Below are 17,556 nucleotides of genomic sequence, written 5' to 3'. Positions count from 1 at the left end.
GTCGAGATGTGCCCGCCCACCCCGATGTCCGACCGCTGCGCCCGGTGCACCATCACCGCGGCATTCCAGCGCAGCCAGGCCCGGTACTTGCGCTCAATCTCCTCGTCGCCGGGGAACGGCGCCTCCTGGTCCACCGGGATGGTGTTGACGTAGTCCGTGGTGGTGACCATCGGAACACCCACGCTCTGCGCCCCGGCCCGCTGGAGCAGGCTGCGCATAATGTACTGGGCACGCTCGGTGCCCTGTTCCTGAATCAGGGCATCCAGGGACTCCAGCCACTCGGCGGTCTCTTCCGGATCACGATCAGGCAGCTGGTTTGTCAACCCGCTGAGGATATGGGAGGTATCTTCTCCTGCAGCCACGTCCACCTCACTCTTCATCATTGAATGGCGGCCAGTAATTTTCATTATGTGAAAAAACTTTCTTGCATTTCGAGATTATCGACGCGGGCCCGGGCGCGTCAAGATCAGCGGCCCATCACCGCGGGCAGTGCAGTCACAATCAGTGCAGTCACAATCGGGTGCCAAGGGCGGCACAGGCAACGCGGGGTCAGGCACGGCCTATTGAGGCCCCCGGAATGGGCGGTATCTGGCGCCGCGTTGCTTTGTCAGGCCGAGGCGAGCAGCCTGCCCCAGCGCGGGGAGAGCAGCGGGGCGCCGGCCATCTTGAGACAGTGCCACAGGGTCACGGCCACCGAGTCGAGCACGGGAACGCCCATGGCCGCCTCGATTTCCTCGGCAATGTTGGCACCGTAGAGATTGGTGCAGAGGTACACGAGCGCGTCCGGATTCAATGCCGCGAGTTCCAGCGATCCGGGCCGCATTTCGGCGTCGGAGACCCGGGCGAACGACTCGTTCTCGCTCAGGCCAAGGAAGCGGTGGTCAAGGGTCATGATCCCGTCCCTTTCGTAGGACGCCACGATCCGTTCGTTGACATCCTCCGTGTACGGGGTGAACAGCCCGATCCGCCCGGTGCCGAAGGACCGGAAGGCCTCCATAAAGGCCAGCGTGGACGTGGTGGCGGGGATGCCAGTGGCGTCCTGTATTTCCCGGACGAGTTCGCGGTCGTGACCGGCGCCGAGCCAGGAGCCCGACGTGCCGTTCCACGCGATGACGTCGACGTCGGCGGTCGCCAGGATCTCGGCGGCGGCCCGCATCACGGTGGCGTCGAACTGCTTGTCGGAGGAATCGTCCAGGGCGATCCGCGTGACCTGGATCCGGGCGAAGTGGATGGTCACGTCGTCGCGGTCGCCGAGGATCCGGTAGCTTTGCGGCTCCAGGCAGGTGTTGGAGGACGGCACGATCATGCCGATGCGGGTGGGGCGGGTTGCGGAAGGCATGGGTGCTCCTAGAGTGCAGCGGGGTAGATGCCGGCGGGGGCGGCCACGGGAGAGGCGGCCGCGGGGGCGGCCACGGGAGAGGCGGCCGCGGCGGCGGCCTGGTGTTCGCGGAATCCGTTGCGGGCCACGAAACGGCCCGTGGGGCCGGGGTCATGGAAGCCGGCGGCGTCGAGCACCACGCGTCCGGCCGACACGACGACGGCGGGCCAGCCCGTGAGCGTCCTGCCGTCGAAGGGCGAGAAGTCCGTTCCCATGTGCAGGGCGGCGCCGTGGACGGTGCGTTCCTGTGCGGGATCGAAGACGACGAGGTCGGCGTCGAACCCTGTTGCGATCGTTCCCTTGCCCGGCAGGGCGTTGATCCGGGCCGGACCGGCGGCGAACACTTCCACGAAGTCCTCAACCCGGGCCGCCCCGCCGTCGGCGTCCATCATGGCCGTGAAGGTGACGGGCATGCGGGTTTCCACGCCCGGCAGGCCGTGCGGCATGGCACGGATGTCATCGGTCCGCTCGCGCTTTTGCGAGAGGTCGTAGCAGGAGTGGTCCGAGGCCACGGTGTGGATGGCGCCGGCGGCCAGCCGGTCCCGCAGCGCGGCCACGGTCTCGGGGCTGCGCATCGGCGGGCAGCAGGCGTACCACTCGGGAAAAGTCGTGCCGTAAACGGAATCATCCAGGGTGAGGTAGTGCGGGCAGGTTTCCGAGAACGCGTCGCGTCCCTGGCTGCGGGCCTCGGTGACGAGGTCCACGGCCCCCGGCGTGGACTGGTGCACGAAGTAGACGGGAGCGTTGGTGTATTCGGCCATCGCCAGCGTCTCCTTGACCGAGATCTCCTCGGCGAGCTCGGGCCGGGTGCGGTGCAGGTGCTCGATGCCGATCCGGCCGTCATCAGCGTGCTGCTGCGTGCAGTCGGCAATGATGGGATCGTGTTCGGCGTGGATGTACGTCAGGCCGTCCAGCCGGACCATCTCGCGCATGACCTTCAGGATCGTGTCCCCGTCGGCCATGGTGCTGCCCCGGTTGGTGGTGTACATCTTGACCGACCGGACACCTTCGGCGGCGAGCTGTTCGAGCTGCCAGGGCACGGTTTCGTCCCACTGGATTACCGAGCCGTGCAGGGCGACGTCGCAGCGGGACTCGCGCGCCAGTTCCTTCTTGTGCAGGACCGCGGCCAGCGGGGTCTCGCGGGTGTCGCGGGGGATGCCGAAGTCGATGATGGTGGTGGTGCCGCCCCAGAGGGCAGCGGTGGAGGTGGTCCGGTAGTCATCCAGGGTCCGGAACCGCCCGGTCACCTGGGCGACGTGGCAGTGGCCGTCCACGCCGCCGGGAATCACCAGGTGGCCGGTGGCGTCGATGGTCCTGGCCGCGGCGGGGACGGGCCCGGAAGCGTCCACGAGCTGGACGATCTGCCCGGCGTGCACCACGACGTGCGCATCTTGGCGGCCGAAACTGTTGACCACGGTGCCGTTGGCAATGACAAGGTCTGGGGTATGGGACATCGTTGTCCTCCTTCGGGGAACGAAAATTAGTGGGTCGGGACCGGCTGCATGGGCTGGGCAGACTGCGCAGACTGCGCGGTCGGCGCGGGCAGCCGCGCGGCGTGCTGCGCCGTCGCGAGGGCGGCATCGAGGGTTTTCGAGAGCCCCTTGCGGGTCTTGACCGGCGGGGGCGCGAAGGCGCCGGCCCGGTGCGGCCCGGACTGGAGGCTGACCACGGACTGGGCCATCTGGATGCCCGCGGAAATGCCGTCCACCACGGGGACGGGGATCTGGCCCGCAAGCTCGCGGGCAAGTCCGGCGAGCGGCGCGCCGGCGAGGATCACGACGTCGGCGCCGTCTTCGGTGACCGCCTGGCGGCTGAGCGCCAGCAGGGTCTCCTTGAAGTCCTCCTGCACGGAACCGATCCCGTTGAGGGCCTCGTTGATGGAGCGGATCGAGGCCAGCCGGCCGCCGAGCCCGAACCGTTCCACGCAGTCCAGGTACCAGGGCCGGATCCGGTCGGAGATGGCGATGATGGAGAACCGGTGGCCCTGCAGGGCGGCGGCGCACAGGGCCGCCTCGGTGATCCCGATGACCGGCACATCGGCCAGTTCTTTCAGTGCGGGCATGCCGGGATCCCCGAACGCCGCGACGACGACGCCGTCGATGCTTCTGCCGGACGCGGCGCCGGTGTACTCGGCTATGATCTCGGCGACCGCCCCGGCGGCGATCAGCGATTCAAACCGGGTTTCGATGTATTGGACGCCGTGGCCGGCGGTTCGGACCACCAGTTCGGTTCCGGGCGAGGCGGAACGCCGGGCTTCGGATTCGATCAGCGCGGTGACGTCGCTGCTGATGTTGGGGTTGATGACAAGGAGTTTCATTTCTTCTTCCGATGAAGGTCGGGTTCCGTCCGGCGGAAATTCTCCGGAAACTGTTCCCGGTATTTGTCGATGTGCGACGCCGACTGGGCGGCCGCGCGGTCGGCGTCCCCGCTGGCGATCGCGGCGAAGAGGGCGCGGTGTTCCTCGATGAGTTCGGGGAGGTCGCTAACGTGCCGGAACAGCCAGTGCATCCGGCCCTGGAGGGGTTCGAGCGCGGATTTGAGGAAACCGTTGTCCGCGATCCGGGTGATGGCGTCGTGGAATTCGCTGTTGGCCCGGTGGGCGTCCATGATGGCGCCCTTGGCAAGCGACTGTTCGGCCGCGTCCAGCAGGGCTTCGAGGGCGCTGAGGTCCTCGGCAGTGGCGCGGGACGCGGCCAGCCGGCAGGCCAGTACTTCGAGCGACTGGCGGACATCGAAGAGATCCTCCACGTCCTTGGCGCTGAGCGAGCTGACTTCGGCCCCGCGGGCGCCGCGGTCGCTGACCAGGCCTTCCTGGCGCAGCATGCGCAGGGCTTCGCGGACCGGGAGGCGGGAGACGTTGAATTCGGCGGCGAGGTCGCGTTCCACCAGCCTGGTGCCGGGAACGTAGTGCCCTTCGAAGATCCTGGTGCGGAGGGTGTCCCGGACGGCCTCGCGGAGGGGGCGTTCCTTGTCCTGGGTTTCGTCTGCGGTAAGCATGGTGCTCCATTTCGGGTTCTTGTGGCACTGCGTTCCCGGCTCCGGGAACAGGTGTTGCGTGGCCTAGCTTAGACAGGGAGCCGCTTGTTGTAGTCCAGCGTCAGCACGGAGGCGCCCATGATGATGGCCGATCCCACGAAGTACAGCAGTGCCCAGGTGTACGAGCCGGTGGCGCCGACGATCAGTCCGACGGCGATCGGGGTGACGAAGCCGGAGATGTTGCCGCTGAAGTTCATGGCGCCGCCGAGGACGCCCGCGTTGGTCCGGCCGCCCAGGATGGACGGGATGCTCCAGAACAGGCCCACCCAGCGCAGGAAGAACATGACGACGGCGAGAAGGACGACCGCCGTCGTCGGGTCCGCCACGACGGTGACGCCGACGAGGCCGCCGATCACTACGACGCTGGAGATGCCCAGGAGGGTGCGCATGACGCGGTTGGCCGAGGCGCCGGCGGCGCGCCACTTGTCGGCGATGGTGCCGCCGAGGATTTCGCCGACGAACCCGGCGCCGAAGATCACGAACGTGGACCAGCCGATGGTCTTCAGGTCAAAGCCCTTGGCCTGGGCCAGGTAGAGCGGGCCCCAGGTGAGCAGGCCATAGAACACTCCGTTGAAGCCCAGCCAGCCGAAGCACATGGCCCAGAAGGAACGGAACTTCAGGTAGGGGAGCAAGGCGCGCTTGCCCTTGCTGCCGTCGAGCTCGGCTTCTGCGTCCTCGGCGGCGTGGGAGGCCTCGATGTACTCGGCCTCGGCGTCGTTGACTCCGCGGTGCTGGCGGGGGTTGTCCCGGACGTACCACCAGACGGCGAGGCCCATGAGGACGGTCGCGGCGCCGGCGATGATGAAGGCGGTCCGCCAGCTGCCCGTCGAGGCGATCAGGCCCGCGATGAGGATGCCGCCCAGTCCGGCGCCCAAAGGGGCTCCGGCGTCAAGGATGGTGGCGCCGCGGCCGCGTTCGGATTTGTGCATCCAGATGGCGTTCAGCTTTCCGCCGGCCGGCATGACCCCGGCCTCGGTGACGCCGATGCCCAGTCGGGCGATGAACATGCTGAGGAAGCCTCCGGCCAGGCCGGAGGCCGCCGTCGCGGCGCCCCAGCCGACGCAGGATGCGGTCATCACCTTGCGCGGGCCGAACTTGTCGATCAGCCAGCCGACCGGGATCTGCATGAGGGCGTAGGTCCAGAAGAAGGCCGAGAGCAGGAGGCCCACGAGCTCCGGGGCCATGTTGAATTCCTTCTGGATGATGGGCAGGGCCACCGAGATGGATCCCCGGTCGATGTAGTTCACGGAGACCAGGACCAGCAGGAGGAGGAACAGTTTCCAGCGGACATTGGTGCGCCGTTGCACGCCGCCCTTGGAACCTGTGCGGGTGGGTTCTAGTGCCGTTGCCGAACTTGGGGTTTCGGTGTTTGCGGATTCAGTATTTGCGGTTTCGGTATTTGGAAGAGACACAACTTCTCCTTGATAGAGAGGAAAAATGCCGGCGAGTGATGGGGGTGTTTTATGGACCAGGGTGCTGGCGTGCGAGGCGTCCCGCGTGCGGGCTGCCGAGTGTTGATGGTGGGGCTGAAATCAGCGCTGACATCAGTCCGGCGATCAAGTACGGATCGGGTGAAGATCGGGTGCGAAGCCGGGGCCCGGCAAGCTTATTTGTTTTGGGATCCCGTTTTGGGATCCCAAAATAGAGATTAGAAGTGACGTGGGGCACTGTCAAGGGGTGTTGGCCGGCCGGGCCGGGTCGGAGGAAAAATATCGATTGTGACTGGCCTGGGTTCCCGGGCGGGCGGGCGCGGCTTAGCTGGGCACGGCTTTGCTGGGCACGGCTTGTCGGGCATGGCTTGGCGGGCATGGCTGGGCCGGGCACGTCTTAGCTGGGCACGGCTTTGCTGGGCACGGGGCGGTGACATAGCTTCGCCCACCACCAAACCGCATGCGCTGTCAGATCGGGCTGCTCTGAAGCCTTCAGAGCAGCCCGATCTGACAGCGCAACGTGCGGCCGGTGGCTTTGCTGGCCCTAGCTGCCGCGGTAGGTGGAGTAGGCGAAGGGGCTCAGCAGGAGCGGCACGTGGTAGTGCGGCTGCGCCTCGGAAACCGCGAAGGTCAGTGTGACTTCGGGGAAGAAGGTCTCGGTCCCGGCGGCGGCGTAATAGGCTCCGGTGTCGAAGCCCAGCCGGTACGTGCCGGAATCCAGGCGTTCGGGGCCAAGGGCCTTGACGCGCCCGTCGTCATCGGTGGCTCCGGCCGCAATCCTGGCCCAGCGTTCGCCGTCGAGCATGTCAAGGGTGACCGCGACGCCGGCGGCCGGCTTGCCGGAACCGGTGTCCAGGACGTGCGTAGTGACGTGGGAGGTGGTGGGGGAAGTGCTCATGCGCCGATCAGTCCTTCGAGTCGGAGTACCGCGATTTCGCGCAACTGCTGGCCGATGACCGCTTGTTCCTCTTCGGGGGTGTGGGCGAGCCGGGCGTTGAGGGCGGCCAGGATCTCCTCCCGGCTGCGGCCGGCGGCGCGGATCAGGAACACCTGGCCGAATTTTTCCTCGTAGCTCCGGTTCCCCGCGGCGATGGCTGCCGCGACGGCCGGATCCGGGGCGCCCAGGCCCGCCTGCTCCGACTGGGAGAGCCGGGCCTCCGTGCTGTTGCCCGCGGCCCGTTCGCCGATGCGGGGATGGTGGGCAAGGGCGGCCGCCACCTCCGCGCCGGTGAACGGATCCGCCGCGCGGCCGGCGGCCCCGAGCAGGCTTCCGGTGCTGTCGAAGGGCCGGGAATCGACGAGCTCCTCGATCCACCGCCCGATGTCCAGGCAGGGTCGCAAGGCGGCGGCGGCCTCCTCGCGTCCGGCAACGTTAAAGTCTTCCAACAGCATGTGCCAGATCCTTTGTGTCAATGCTGGCATCCACGGTGTAGGGCTATACGGACAAATATTCGTATCGTGGAACTGTTATTTCAGCATATGCAAAAGATTGAACCGTACCGTGTGGCGGGTGTCAACCGGGAAGACCAGGTTCCGGGTGGGCCCCGGCTAGCTCCGCAGGAACCGCAGCAGCACCTCGTTGACCTCCGCGGCGTGGGTCCACAGCAGGCCGTGCGGGGCGCCGTCGATCTCAACGTATTCGGCGCTCGGCAGTGCCTTGGCGAACTGCCGGCCCGCGACGTCGATCGGCAGGATGTTGTCCGCCGTGCCGTGCACGATCAGGGACGGAACATCGATCTTGGGGATGTCGGCACGGAAGTCCGTGAGCCAGGTCGGCTGCGCTGCCACCGATGCCGTGGGCCCGGACTTTGTGGCGAGGTTCCATCCGGCGTGCATCACTTCCTGGCTGAGCCGCGGGGTGCCGAGGAAGGTGTCACTGTTGTAGAAGTTCTTGAAGAATTCCGTGAAGAAGGCGTACCGGTCCGCCGTCACGGCCTCCAGCAGCCCGTCGAACACTTGCTGCGGGACGCCGCCTGGGTTGTCTTCGCCCTGCAGGAGGTACGGCTCAAGGGAGGCAAGGAATACGGCCTTCGCCACCCGCGCGGAGCCGTAGGTTCCGAGGTACCGGCCTACCTCGCCGGTGCCCATCGAGAAGCCCACGAGCACGACGTCGTTCAGGTCGAGGTCGCTCAGGAGCGTGTTCAGGTCCGCGGCGAAGGTGTCGTAGTCGTAGCCCTCGGTGGGCTTGCTGGACCGCCCGAAGCCGCGGCGGTCGTAGGTGATGACGCGGTAGCCCGCGCCGAGCAGCGCTGTGGTCTGCTTTTCCCAGGACGAACCGTCCAGCGGGTAGCCATGGATAAGGACCACGGCCTGGCCGGATCCGTGGTCCTCGTAGTAGAGCTCGACGTCTGTGCTGTTTTCGGTTCCAACCTTGATGTAAGCCATGCCAGCGGTCCTCCCGGTGCGGTTCAGTGCGAATCAATTCGGTGCGGTTCGGTTTGCAGTCAGTACGTGTGCCCCACTCTAGCGGCCGCGATCCCCGCCGCCAGTGGCTGTTCACCATCCGGAATGAGGAACTCCGCCGCCAGCGCGGCCCACTGCGGCCGGAAGGAATAGAGACAGCCGAGCCGCAGCCGGGTGGCGCTGGCGTAGGCGTCGAACCGGGCGGGGGTGACCCGCAGTTCCTCGGCAGTGGCGATGACGTGGCGGAGTGCGGCTTGGTACCTTTCGGCGGTCAGACGGTGTTGGCGCAGGCGCAGCTGCAGGTGCACGGCAAGGTTTGCGAGGTCGGCGGCGGCCTCGGCCCGGCCGGCCTGGTCGAAGTCCAGCAGGCCCAGCGGAGCGCCCGGATCCGCGGTGAATATCTGCTTGTCGTGCAGGTCACCGTGGGACCACACCAGCGGATCCGGATCGGTCAGGAGCAGCTTTTCGGCGGTTTGTCCCGCGGCCACGCGTACTGCGGTGCGCTGGGCCTGCGCCTGGGCCGCCGGAACATCCCGGGCGTGCACGAGCCAAAGGTTCACGGTGCGCCGCAGGTTTTCCAGTTCGACGGCGGCCGGCTGGGGCGGGAGCGCCTCGAGGGTGGGGCGGTGCGCCGGAGTCCGGGCCAGGGAATGCTGCCGGACCCAGGCCCGGGACCACTTTTGCCAGGCCTCGTCGAACTGTGCATCGCTGACCGCGGGGTCGTTTCCCAGCTCGAACAGGGAACGGCCTGGCAACGCCATGAGGGTGAGGGACCCCGGGCTGCAGGAAACAATTTCCGGGGTGAGGAAGTCCTCGGCGCCGAGGAGCTCGTTCATCCGGGCGTGGCGGTCTACTGCCTCGTCGGCCTGGCGGATCCGGAAGATCTTGAGGTAGTGCCCGCCTGCCCTGACCACGGCCCGCTTGTGGGCCCGGTGTACCACCACCACCCCCAGAGGCGAAGCTAGCTTCAGGGCAGGGAGGCGCCGGTCGCGGCCGTCCCGCAGGAGCTCCAACTGCCCCGCCCGGAGGTGGGCGGCCCGGACCCCCGCCCGGCCAGGGGCAGCCAGCTCCAGGACATACTCCTCCGCGGACTCGCCGGGCCAGGACCGTACGACCTGCCATTCGGTGTTGTCCTCATCCACGACGACGGCCGGGACGGGCGGGCGCCAGCCCATGTCAGCCGCCCCCGGCTTCCATCGCCGCGCTCGCAAAACCGGACACGAAGACGGACTCGAAGCCGGACACGAGGTCGGGGTCGTAGCCGCACTCATATCCGGACACGAGCGGAAGGCGCGCCGCACGTTCATCGAGCACGGCCAGGGCTATGGCCGAGGGCTTGGGCAGCGGGGAACAGGCGAGCCGCAACCACGAGCCGTCGGAATAGGCATGGAAACGGTCCGGGCTGACGTGCAGCTCTTCGGCCGCGGCCAGGATCCGCGTGTGGGCCGCCAGATACCGGTGAAGCGGAATGCGCTGTCGGCGGGCATGCAGTTCCAAATGAACGTCCAGGTTGGCCAGATCCAGGGCGGCCTCGGCCTGGGCGGTGTCGTCGAAATCCAGCAGGCCCAGCGGAGAAGGTCCCTCCACCGCAAGGATTTGCTTGTCGTGGAGATCCCCGTGCGCCCAGACCAGTGGATCCGGTGCGGTCCGGAGCAGGTTCTGGGTCACCTGGTCTGCCCGGGCGCTCAGGGTGGCGCCTTTAGATGCGGCTTCGGGGATGTCGTTGTGGTGCCGCAGCCACCGGTTCATCCAGCGCCGCAGATCGGCGACCTCCACCTCCGGGGAACGGAGGGGCAGGGCGGCAAGGGCTGCGTGCCCGGCGGAGCTACCCACCTGGGCGGTCCAGGCGTGCTGCCATTTCTCCCACAAACGGTCGAACCCTTCATCGCTGATGCCCGCGGTGTCGTCGCCCAAATCCCCCAGGGTCCGGCCGGGAACCGCGCTGAAGAGGATAACGTCCGGCGAGTTCCGCAGCACCCTGGGTGCGGTGAAGGTCCCGGGGTCCAAGAGGATTTCGGTTTGCGTGCAGCGTTCGGCGGGCACAATGGCGCCGCCCGGCAGGAAGACTTTGATGTAGCCAGCATCGGTCCGGATGACGGCGCGCATGTGCGGCCGGTAGGACACGAGTTCCCCGTGCCGGGCCTCTGCCCGGAGGGACGGGAGCGCCGGATCGTCCTCGGGCAACAGCTCAAACGCTCCGGCGCGCAGCACGCCGCCCCGGACGCCGGCTTGCCCTGGCGCAATGACCTCAGAGATGTAATCGCCGACCGTTTTGTCAGGCCACGCCCGCCGGATCTGCCAGGTTTGTCCGGAAGAGTCGACGGCGGACGCCGGGACCGGCGGGTGCCAGTTCATGCGATCAACTCCAAGGCCCGGCGGATCTGCCAGTTCGTGTCGGCCGGCCAGTCGCTTACCCGGTTCCGGAACGGGTCCACGCTGTTCAGGAACAACCGGAACGCTGCCCAGGTCTCCACCCTGGCCAGCGATACGTGGCCGCCAGCCGCGCGGTAACCGTCGATCAGCTGGGCCGTCTTGCGGCCTCCGGCGACGGGCCCGACGCCGGAGGGGTCTGCGATGTCCTCCACCGCGGCAAAGGACCCGAGGTCCCTGGCCGGGTCGGAGGTCCGAACGCGGTCGAAATCGATGATGCGGACGTCCTCGCCGTCAACCAGTACCTGGTCCGCCGAGAAGTCGCCATGAACCAGGACGGGCCCGTGGGGGCTGGCGGCGCCGACAGTTGCCAGGAGCCGGCCGGTGAGCCTGGTTATCGGAGCCTCGAGGCCCGGGAGCAGGCAGGCGATCATGGACCGGGTAGCGGCGAGCTGGCGTTCCAGGTCCGCTGCTTCCGCGGCGGGATCCGCCCCGGGTCCCGCGTCCATTCCATGAATCGCCGCCAGAGCCTTGCCGGCACGGTAGGCGGCAGAATCGTTGCCGGCGCCGCTTAGGTCTCCGTGGCCCCAGTCCGGGGAAGCGCTGATGCCGTGCGCGGCGCATTCCGCATCGGCGAGTTCCGGCAGGACCGGGATGCCGTGGCTTTCCAGCCGCTGCCGCAGGCCGAGGCCCGCGGCAGCTCCGTCAGTTTGGACTGCGGCCTTGACGACGACGGGCAGCGTCGCCGAGGGGACCCTGGCAACGAGCCTGCGCCCCGGGTTGTATCTCAGCACGCTGACCGGGGGGTCCAAGAAGCGTGCTGCCGCGGGGAGTGCACCGAGCCGTCCGAGTCCGTGGCCCCGGAGCCACCTCAGATTGGGGCGCAACGGCCAGTCCTCCTCGATCGGGCCAACAGCCACGACGACGTCGCCGTGGAGATCGCTGGGCCGGACAAGCCGGATGCCGCCGCCGCGCTTCTGTGAACTGTCCGCCCGCCGCTGCATTTTCCCGACGTGCTCCGGTGCTGTGGTCAAGGCCCAGCCGTAGCTGCCGCCGCCGTTGCCGGCCCGGCGGAAGGCGACCAGGGCCGAGGTGTGCGGTTTGTAGCGGGTCCTGGTGATCCGGACGCTTTCGCCCAGGAGTTCGGAGAGCAGCTCGTCGTCCAGGACCCAGTTCAGGCCCGGGATCAGGGCGTCCCGGGCCGCCAGCTCCCGGTCAGCGTCGCGCCGCTGCGCCTGCAGCCTCTGTCCCTGCGGGGCAGCGCTCATGTCGGTGCTCATGTCGGCACGCTAGTCATGTCGATACCCTGAACAGTTCACCGGGTTCTCCGGTCTGCTGCCGCTGGACCCAACCGGCAAAGCGGGAGTCCGGATCGGCCAGCAGTGATTGCGGCGAGCCATCTTCGAGGATTTCGCCGTCTTCGAGCCAGATCACCCGGTCACTCGATTGGGCCGCGTTGACGTCGTGGGTGATCGTGATGGAGGTCCGGCCCTCGGTAAGGGTATCCAGGGCACCGAGGACAGAGTCCCGGGACGCCGGATCAAGCCCGGCCGTCGCCTCGTCCAAGATCACGATGGGGGCCTTGCGCAGCATGGCGCGGGCAACCGCCAGCCGTTGACGCTGGCCGCCGGAGAGATCGTTGGCCGCCTCGCCCAAGACTGTTTCGTAGCCCTCGGGCAATGCGCGGATGAAACCGTCGGCCTGGGCAAGGACCGCCACGGCTTCGATCTCCTCATCGGTGGCATCGAGCCGGCCGAACCTGATGTTCTCCCGGACGGAGGTTCCGAACAGCACGGAGTCCTGGAGCAGGATGGAGACGTGGGCGCGCACGGAAGCGATGGTCAGGTCCCGCAGGTCCTCCCCGCCGAAGCGGACACTCCCCTCCCACGGATCCACCATCCGAAGGATCATGCTCGCCAGCGTGGACTTCCCGGCCCCGGAGGGTCCCACCACAGCGCAGTGCTGGCCCGCCGGTATGGTCAGGGTGATGCCCTTGAGCACCGTGTTTCCGTCGAAGTGGCCGGCCCAGACGTCGTCGAACACGATGTCCGGATGCGGGTTTTTCAGGGCGGTGGCGTGCGGTGCCTCGGGCACGTCACTCTGGGCCTCCAGCAGGTCCGCCACACGTTCCCCGGAGGCCGTCGCGCGGGCGATGCGGCTGGTGTACCGGGCCACATCCTTGAGCGGCCTCAGCCCGGTTTTCAGGTAGAACAGGAACACGATCAGATCTCCGGGGGTCATCGCATGCTGCATCACCCTCCAGCCGCCGGCAGCCAGGACCACCGCCGTCGCGAGCCCCGTCAGGACGTCGGTTTTCCGTTGCAAGCTGGCGGAGAGCCGTAGCGTTGCCACCCCGGAGCCAAGTGCTGCCTGGTTGCTCTTGCGGAAGCCCGAGCTGAGGGTGTCCTCGAGTCCATACGCCTGGACTTCGCGCATTGCCGTCAGCGTCTGTGCGGCGGTGGTGGCCAGGGCGCTTTCGCCCTTGCGCGACTTGCGGGCCGCGGTGGTAATCGATCCAGAGCTCTTGCGGGACAACATGATGAATATCCCGATCGACAGGAACGTCACCAGGGCGATAAAGGGATCGAGCCAGAGCATGATGATCATCATTGCGAACAGGGACACGAAATTGCCGATGAGGGGGAGCCCCGCCGTGACCGCCACCTCCTGAAGCCGGGATACGTCCCCGACGAGCCGCTGGACCGTGTCGCCGGTGGAGGCGCGGCTGTGGTGGCGCATCGACAGGCCCTGGAGGTGGCGGAAGGTCCGGGCGCGCAATTCGGAGGAAATCCGGGTACCCACCAGGGCAAACGAAATGGCGGAGAGGTAGCTGGCCACGGCCCGGATCAGGGCGATGACAATCACTGCGCCCGCGCAGAGGAGCAGTACCTCGGCGCTTGCCTCCACGTTGAGCGGGGACCTGCGCAGATTGGCGCCGAGCGAGTGCGAGACGGAGTCGAGGACCACCTTCACCGGCCACGGCTCAAGAAGCCGGAACAGGATTTCCGTGGCCATCGCAATGAATCCCCAGGTGATGAGCAGCCTGTGCCCGCGCAAATGGGGGCGGATACACCGCATGGTCCGCCGCAACGGCGAGGGTTCAGCCGGTGCGTTGGCGCGGGTCCTTCGCCACAGGGTCCGCCAGCTAAGGGGGAGCGAATGCCGGGAATTTGTGCTCATTGGCGTGCCAGTCTCCGTGCAGGCGGCAGCGCCCCGGTAATCCTGGACAGCACCCCGCTCCAGCTGAACTTCAGCACGGCGTCGTTGCGGGCCTCCTGCCCCAGCCGGTCCCGCAGGTTCGAGTCTTCCCCGAGCCGGATGAGGGCGTCGGCGAATGCGGCCTGGTCCCCGGGCGGGACCAGGAGCCCGGTGCGGCCGTCCTGGATGATGGACGGGATCTGGCCCACGGCGCTCGCGATCACGGGCAGGCCGGCCGCCATGTACTCGAAGACCTTCAGCGGCGAGAAGTAGTCGTCCTGGCCGGGCCCGTCCGGGGGGTAGGGGGCGGCGGCGGCGTCGAATTCTGCCAGGAGGCCGGGCACGTCAGCCGGCGAAACGGCGCCGGTGAACACCGTCGGCACGCCCAGGACCACGGCCAGGCGTTCAAGGTCCTCCCGGCCGGGGCCGTCACCCACCACTTTGACCTGCCAGCGCTGGCCCGGGTCAATGGTCTGCTGGTTGGCCAGGGCCACGCCGTGCAGCAGGCCCGGGACGCCGTGCCAGGGCTTTAAGGTTCCGACAAACCCGACCGTGAGATGGTTTGCATTCCGGCGACCGGGGCGGCGGGCCGGGATCCGCTCCGCGTTCACTCCGTTCGGTGCCAGCACGGTCCGGGCGGTGGGCACCCGCGCCTGGACCCAGCGCACCACGGGGTCCGAGACGCACGCCACGACGTCGGCCGTTGCGGCGTTCCGGCGGAACACCGTCTCGGCCTTCTTCACATCCAGCAGCTGACGGTACCGCTGCTGCTCCTCGATGAGCGGGGCATTGACCTCAAGCACTGAGGGCACGTCCAGGATGCGGGCCACCACGGACAGCGCCGGACTGAACAGCGAATAGCGCTCGTAGTACAGCCCGCAGCCGTTGCGCAGGACCTCGTCCGCCAATCCCAGCGCGGCGTCCTGGACCGCCCGTTCCCGCGCGGGGCCGGGGACGGATTCCGGTTTGACTTCGACGACGTCGAGATCGGCCAGATCCCGGGGCCGCTCGGTGCCAAGTCGGGTGCAGTAGACCGTCACGGCGGCGCCTGTCCCGCGCCAGGCCCGGACGATTTCCTGGACATGCACCGAGGAACCCTTGGTGCCAAAAACAGGCACGCCGGGGTCGGCGCAGAGATAAGCGACGCGTGTCATGCAACTCTCCTTTCCGAACGGGAGAGGGACCTCAGGAGCTCGGCCTGGCGGTGGACGTCATAGTCCTCCTCGATCAGGGCACGGGCATTGCGGGATACGGCAACCCTGTCCGTGGCGGGGGAGCCGAGCGTGCGGATCCCGCGGGCCAGGGCGTGCTCGTTGCCCGGCCGGACCAGGACCCCGGTGGTGCCGTTGCGGACAACCTCGGGGATCCCGGTGACGGATGTGCTGACGCAGGGGACGCCGGTGGCCATGGCTTCGAGCAGGACCGTGGGCATGCCGTCCGCGTTGCCGTCGGCGCCGATCACGCAGGGCGCCACGAAGATATCGGATGAGTGGAGCAGCTCATGGACCTGGTCCTGGGTCTGGGGGCCCAGGAGGCGGACGTGCTCGCGGAGCCGGAGCTGATCGATGCCGGCCTCCAGTTCCTCGGCCATGATCCCGGTCCCGGCGATCCGGAGGTCCATTTTGATGCCCTGGTCCAGCAGTTCGGCGGCCGCGGGCAGCAGATGCTGGAAGCCTTTTTTCTCTATGAGGCGGCCGACGGCGGCGATCCGCAGCGTGGCTCCGAGCGGGCGGGGCTCCCGGTACGGGAAGCGCTCCAGCTCCAGGCCGTTGCGCACCAGGTGGAGCCGGGCCGTCGAGCCGGGGAAGCGGTGGTTCAGGTAGCGCATGTTGTACTGGCTGATGGTCACGGCGTGGTGGGCCTGCTCCAGCTTGAGCCGCAGGTCCTCGTCCTGGACCGATTCATGGAAGATATCCACCGCGTGGGCGGTGAACGAGAACGGGATCCCGGTGATGAGGGACGCCAGCCGCGCCACGGTGGTGGCGCTCGACGCGAAGTGGACGTGCATGTGCTGGATGTTCCGGTCCTGCATAGCAGTGGCCAGATTGATGGCCTGGATGGCGTCGTCCGCCGTGGCGGCGGCGAGTTCGCCCAGATTCCGGCCCACGGCGGCCGTGAGCCCGGCCGCCTCGGCCAGCCGGAGGCTCTCCCACAGGACCGATGTCTTGATGGGTCGTTCAATGTACGTCACCGGTGCCTGGACCCGGGCGAGCTCAGGGTGGAACCGGGGGTCGTCGGTGGGCCGGAGTGAGAAGATCTCGATCCGGTCCCCGGCCGCCTCGCGGGCCAGGATCTCAGAGACGATGAACGTTTCGGAGAAACGCGGATACATCTTTAGGACGTACGCAGTCCCAGGTTCAAACGGCGACACGGCTGGCACCGCCCTTCGCGCGCACCGCAGCTTCGCTTTCGTCCTGCTGGAACTCAGCGGCGCGGAACTGATCGGAGTTGGTCAGCGGGTGCAGCAGTTCGGCGGCCAGTTGCGGAACACGAATCAGGCCGTCCAGCACCGCACGACGGCGGTCCACAGTGGTGCCGAGCCGGGCGGCAAGCCAGCCGGCGAGGATTTCCGGCGTCAGCGTGCCGATGTCGTGTTGCTCCAGGTATCCTGCCGCGGCCAGGGAAGCGGCCCGGATCCGCTGCTCGGCGCGCGACTGCGTGCGGGGCACGATCAGCGCCGGGACCGGGGTGCTCATGATCTCGCACACCGTGTTGTAGCCGCCCATGGCGACGACGGCGCTGGCGTGCCGGATGTGGAACACGAGGTCATCCACAGCGGCCACCACTTTGACGCCGGGGCGGGCCCGCTTACGGAGGTCGTAGAGCTGCTCGGCGGGCATCTGCGGTCCTGCAACCACCAGATGTCCCAGCCCGTCCGGGACCGGCGCGGCCACGGCGACGCTGGCCAGGGCGTAGCCGTCCGAGCCTCCGCCGACAGTTGTCATGCAGTACCGCCCGGGCATGCAGCTGGTGCCGGAGACCGCCGGGCGTCCCTCGGCGAGGTAGCCCGTGTACCGAATGAGCTTCCGGAGGGCGAACGGTATCTCGCCGGCGGCCACGGGATCGTGGACGGCAGGATCGCCGTAGACCCAGATGGCATCGAAAAGGTCTCTGACTACGCGGGGCCCGCCCACCTTGGCCCATTCGGCGAGGGCCGCGGCGGGCGCGTCAAGGACCTCGCGGAGGCCCAGGACCACGCGCACCGGCCCGGCAGTGCGTGCGTGCCGCAAGGCTGTTTCGAGTTCGCCGTGGACGCCGGTGGCGTGCCGGTCCACCACCACCAGGTGGGGGGAGAAACCGGCCAGCGTTGCCTGCAACAGCCGGGCACGCAACGGCACGAACTCCTGCATGGGCAACGCCAGGTTTCGGGGCAGGTAACCCTCGGACCCCTTCGCCACACCGGGCAGCAGAACCCAGTCCCACCCCTCGGGCAACAGGAAGGCTGGGGCCAGGGACGTGCCGGTGATGAGGATTCCGGTGACGGGGCGGCCGATGAGCCCGGGTAGCTGATTGCTCAGCGCGTGGGCCAGTGCGAGATTCCGACGCACATGTCCCAGGCCCACTGAATCATGTGAGTACAGCACGATCCGCATTGGCTCCACAGCAAATCCTCCCGCCCCCGGTGCACGGGACACAGCCGTGATCGCAACTGTTTCTGATCGCTGCTGGGTCCGATGCCGGCGCTGTCTGATGATATGCATCAGCCTGCGCCCCTAGAGTGAGGGCGGGATGAGGGGAAGA

Annotated in this window: 15 protein-coding genes and 1 pseudogene; all 16 read right to left on the bottom strand. The window is 67.9% G+C overall.

Annotation, left to right across the window (positions count from 1 at the left end; genetic code table 11):
* Positions 1-362, bottom strand: a pseudogene (locus ACFVTM_RS21320) (pyruvate dehydrogenase (acetyl-transferring), homodimeric type); the annotation flags it as partial.
* A 245-nt stretch (positions 363-607) separates the two neighbouring features.
* Positions 608-1,339: an aspartate/glutamate racemase family protein gene (locus ACFVTM_RS21315; protein ID WP_390206092.1), complete on the bottom strand. Its 732-nt coding sequence runs from the start codon at positions 1,337-1,339 to the stop codon at positions 608-610.
* A gap of 8 nt (positions 1,340-1,347) precedes the next feature.
* Positions 1,348-2,832 (bottom strand): amidohydrolase family protein, encoded by a 1,485-nt coding sequence (locus ACFVTM_RS21310; RefSeq protein ID WP_390206090.1) that lies wholly within the window; start codon positions 2,830-2,832, stop codon positions 1,348-1,350.
* A gap of 26 nt (positions 2,833-2,858) precedes the next feature.
* Positions 2,859-3,695, bottom strand: a complete 837-nt coding sequence (locus ACFVTM_RS21305; protein WP_390206089.1) for an aspartate/glutamate racemase family protein — start codon at positions 3,693-3,695, stop codon at positions 2,859-2,861.
* Positions 3,692-4,375 carry a GntR family transcriptional regulator gene (locus ACFVTM_RS21300; protein WP_390206088.1) on the bottom strand — a complete coding sequence of 228 codons (684 nt, stop codon included), beginning with the start codon at positions 4,373-4,375 and terminating at the stop codon, positions 3,692-3,694. Before ACFVTM_RS21300 ends, ACFVTM_RS21305 begins: the two co-directional genes overlap by 4 nt.
* A 68-nt stretch (positions 4,376-4,443) precedes the next feature.
* Complete coding sequence (locus ACFVTM_RS21295; protein ID WP_390206087.1) at positions 4,444-5,826, bottom strand: MFS transporter; 1,383 nt, start codon at positions 5,824-5,826, stop codon at positions 4,444-4,446.
* 562 nt (positions 5,827-6,388) lie between these two features.
* On the bottom strand, positions 6,389-6,742 hold the full coding sequence (uraH, locus tag ACFVTM_RS21290; protein WP_390206085.1) for a hydroxyisourate hydrolase: 354 nt from the start codon (positions 6,740-6,742) through the stop codon (positions 6,389-6,391).
* Positions 6,739-7,236 (bottom strand): 2-oxo-4-hydroxy-4-carboxy-5-ureidoimidazoline decarboxylase, encoded by a 498-nt coding sequence (uraD, locus tag ACFVTM_RS21285; RefSeq protein WP_390206084.1) that lies wholly within the window; start codon positions 7,234-7,236, stop codon positions 6,739-6,741. The genes uraH and uraD overlap by 4 nt, the downstream gene beginning before the upstream one ends.
* A gap of 156 nt (positions 7,237-7,392) precedes the next feature.
* A complete protein-coding gene (locus tag ACFVTM_RS21280) occupies positions 7,393-8,229 on the bottom strand; it encodes an alpha/beta fold hydrolase (protein ID WP_390206083.1) in 837 nt (278 codons plus the stop codon).
* 59 nt (positions 8,230-8,288) lie between these two features.
* Entirely contained in the window at positions 8,289-9,422 is a 1,134-nt protein-coding gene (locus ACFVTM_RS21275) for a phosphotransferase (RefSeq protein ID WP_390206081.1), read from the bottom strand.
* Position 9,423: 1 nt separating this feature from the next.
* A complete protein-coding gene (locus tag ACFVTM_RS21270; RefSeq protein ID WP_390206079.1) occupies positions 9,424-10,602 on the bottom strand; it encodes a phosphotransferase in 1,179 nt (392 codons plus the stop codon).
* Positions 10,599-11,897, bottom strand: a complete 1,299-nt coding sequence (locus ACFVTM_RS21265; protein WP_390206078.1) for a phosphotransferase family protein — start codon at positions 11,895-11,897, stop codon at positions 10,599-10,601. The genes ACFVTM_RS21270 and ACFVTM_RS21265 overlap by 4 nt, the downstream gene beginning before the upstream one ends.
* Positions 11,898-11,910: 13 nt before the next feature.
* Positions 11,911-13,632 carry an ABC transporter ATP-binding protein gene (locus ACFVTM_RS21260; RefSeq protein WP_390206076.1) on the bottom strand — a complete coding sequence of 574 codons (1,722 nt, stop codon included), beginning with the start codon at positions 13,630-13,632 and terminating at the stop codon, positions 11,911-11,913.
* Positions 13,633-13,793: 161 nt separating this feature from the next.
* Entirely contained in the window at positions 13,794-14,969 is a 1,176-nt protein-coding gene (locus ACFVTM_RS21255; protein WP_390206074.1) for a glycosyltransferase family 4 protein, read from the bottom strand.
* Complete coding sequence (locus ACFVTM_RS21250) at positions 14,966-16,147, bottom strand: glycosyltransferase (RefSeq protein ID WP_390206072.1); 1,182 nt, start codon at positions 16,145-16,147, stop codon at positions 14,966-14,968. The genes ACFVTM_RS21255 and ACFVTM_RS21250 overlap by 4 nt, the downstream gene beginning before the upstream one ends.
* Before the next feature lie 25 nt (positions 16,148-16,172).
* Positions 16,173-17,408 (bottom strand): glycosyltransferase family protein, encoded by a 1,236-nt coding sequence (locus ACFVTM_RS21245; RefSeq protein ID WP_390206095.1) that lies wholly within the window; start codon positions 17,406-17,408, stop codon positions 16,173-16,175.
* Positions 17,409-17,556 lie beyond the last annotated feature (148 nt).

The organism is Arthrobacter sp. NPDC058130 (genome assembly GCF_042884475.1).
Lineage (GTDB): Bacteria > Actinomycetota > Actinomycetes > Actinomycetales > Micrococcaceae > Arthrobacter.
The sequence above is the reverse complement of the archived record's forward strand: the minus strand, read 5'-3'. Positions and strand labels throughout refer to the sequence as shown.

What these genes read in the sequence shown, in the direction of transcription:
- ACFVTM_RS21315 (WP_390206092.1), bottom strand. Translation starts at nt 1,339, where the DNA reads ATGCCTTCCGCAACCCGCCCCACCCGCATCGGCATGATCGTGCCGTCC.
- ACFVTM_RS21310 (WP_390206090.1), bottom strand. Translation starts at nt 2,832, where the DNA reads ATGTCCCATACCCCAGACCTTGTCATTGCCAACGGCACCGTGGTCAAC.
- ACFVTM_RS21305 (WP_390206089.1), bottom strand. Translation starts at nt 3,695, where the DNA reads ATGAAACTCCTTGTCATCAACCCCAACATCAGCAGCGACGTCACCGCG.
- ACFVTM_RS21300 (WP_390206088.1), bottom strand. Translation starts at nt 4,375, where the DNA reads ATGCTTACCGCAGACGAAACCCAGGACAAGGAACGCCCCCTCCGCGAG.
- uraH (WP_390206085.1), bottom strand. Translation starts at nt 6,742, where the DNA reads ATGAGCACTTCCCCCACCACCTCCCACGTCACTACGCACGTCCTGGAC.
- uraD (WP_390206084.1), bottom strand. Translation starts at nt 7,236, where the DNA reads ATGCTGTTGGAAGACTTTAACGTTGCCGGACGCGAGGAGGCCGCCGCC.
- ACFVTM_RS21280 (WP_390206083.1), bottom strand. Translation starts at nt 8,229, where the DNA reads ATGGCTTACATCAAGGTTGGAACCGAAAACAGCACAGACGTCGAGCTC.
- ACFVTM_RS21275 (WP_390206081.1), bottom strand. Translation starts at nt 9,422, where the DNA reads ATGGGCTGGCGCCCGCCCGTCCCGGCCGTCGTCGTGGATGAGGACAAC.
- ACFVTM_RS21270 (WP_390206079.1), bottom strand. Translation starts at nt 10,602, where the DNA reads ATGAACTGGCACCCGCCGGTCCCGGCGTCCGCCGTCGACTCTTCCGGA.
- ACFVTM_RS21265 (WP_390206078.1), bottom strand. Translation starts at nt 11,897, where the DNA reads ATGAGCACCGACATGAGCGCTGCCCCGCAGGGACAGAGGCTGCAGGCG.
- ACFVTM_RS21260 (WP_390206076.1), bottom strand. Translation starts at nt 13,632, where the DNA reads ATGGCCACGGAAATCCTGTTCCGGCTTCTTGAGCCGTGGCCGGTGAAG.
- ACFVTM_RS21255 (WP_390206074.1), bottom strand. Translation starts at nt 14,969, where the DNA reads ATGACACGCGTCGCTTATCTCTGCGCCGACCCCGGCGTGCCTGTTTTT.
- ACFVTM_RS21250 (WP_390206072.1), bottom strand. Translation starts at nt 16,147, where the DNA reads ATGTATCCGCGTTTCTCCGAAACGTTCATCGTCTCTGAGATCCTGGCC.
- ACFVTM_RS21245 (WP_390206095.1), bottom strand. Translation starts at nt 17,408, where the DNA reads ATGCGGATCGTGCTGTACTCACATGATTCAGTGGGCCTGGGACATGTG.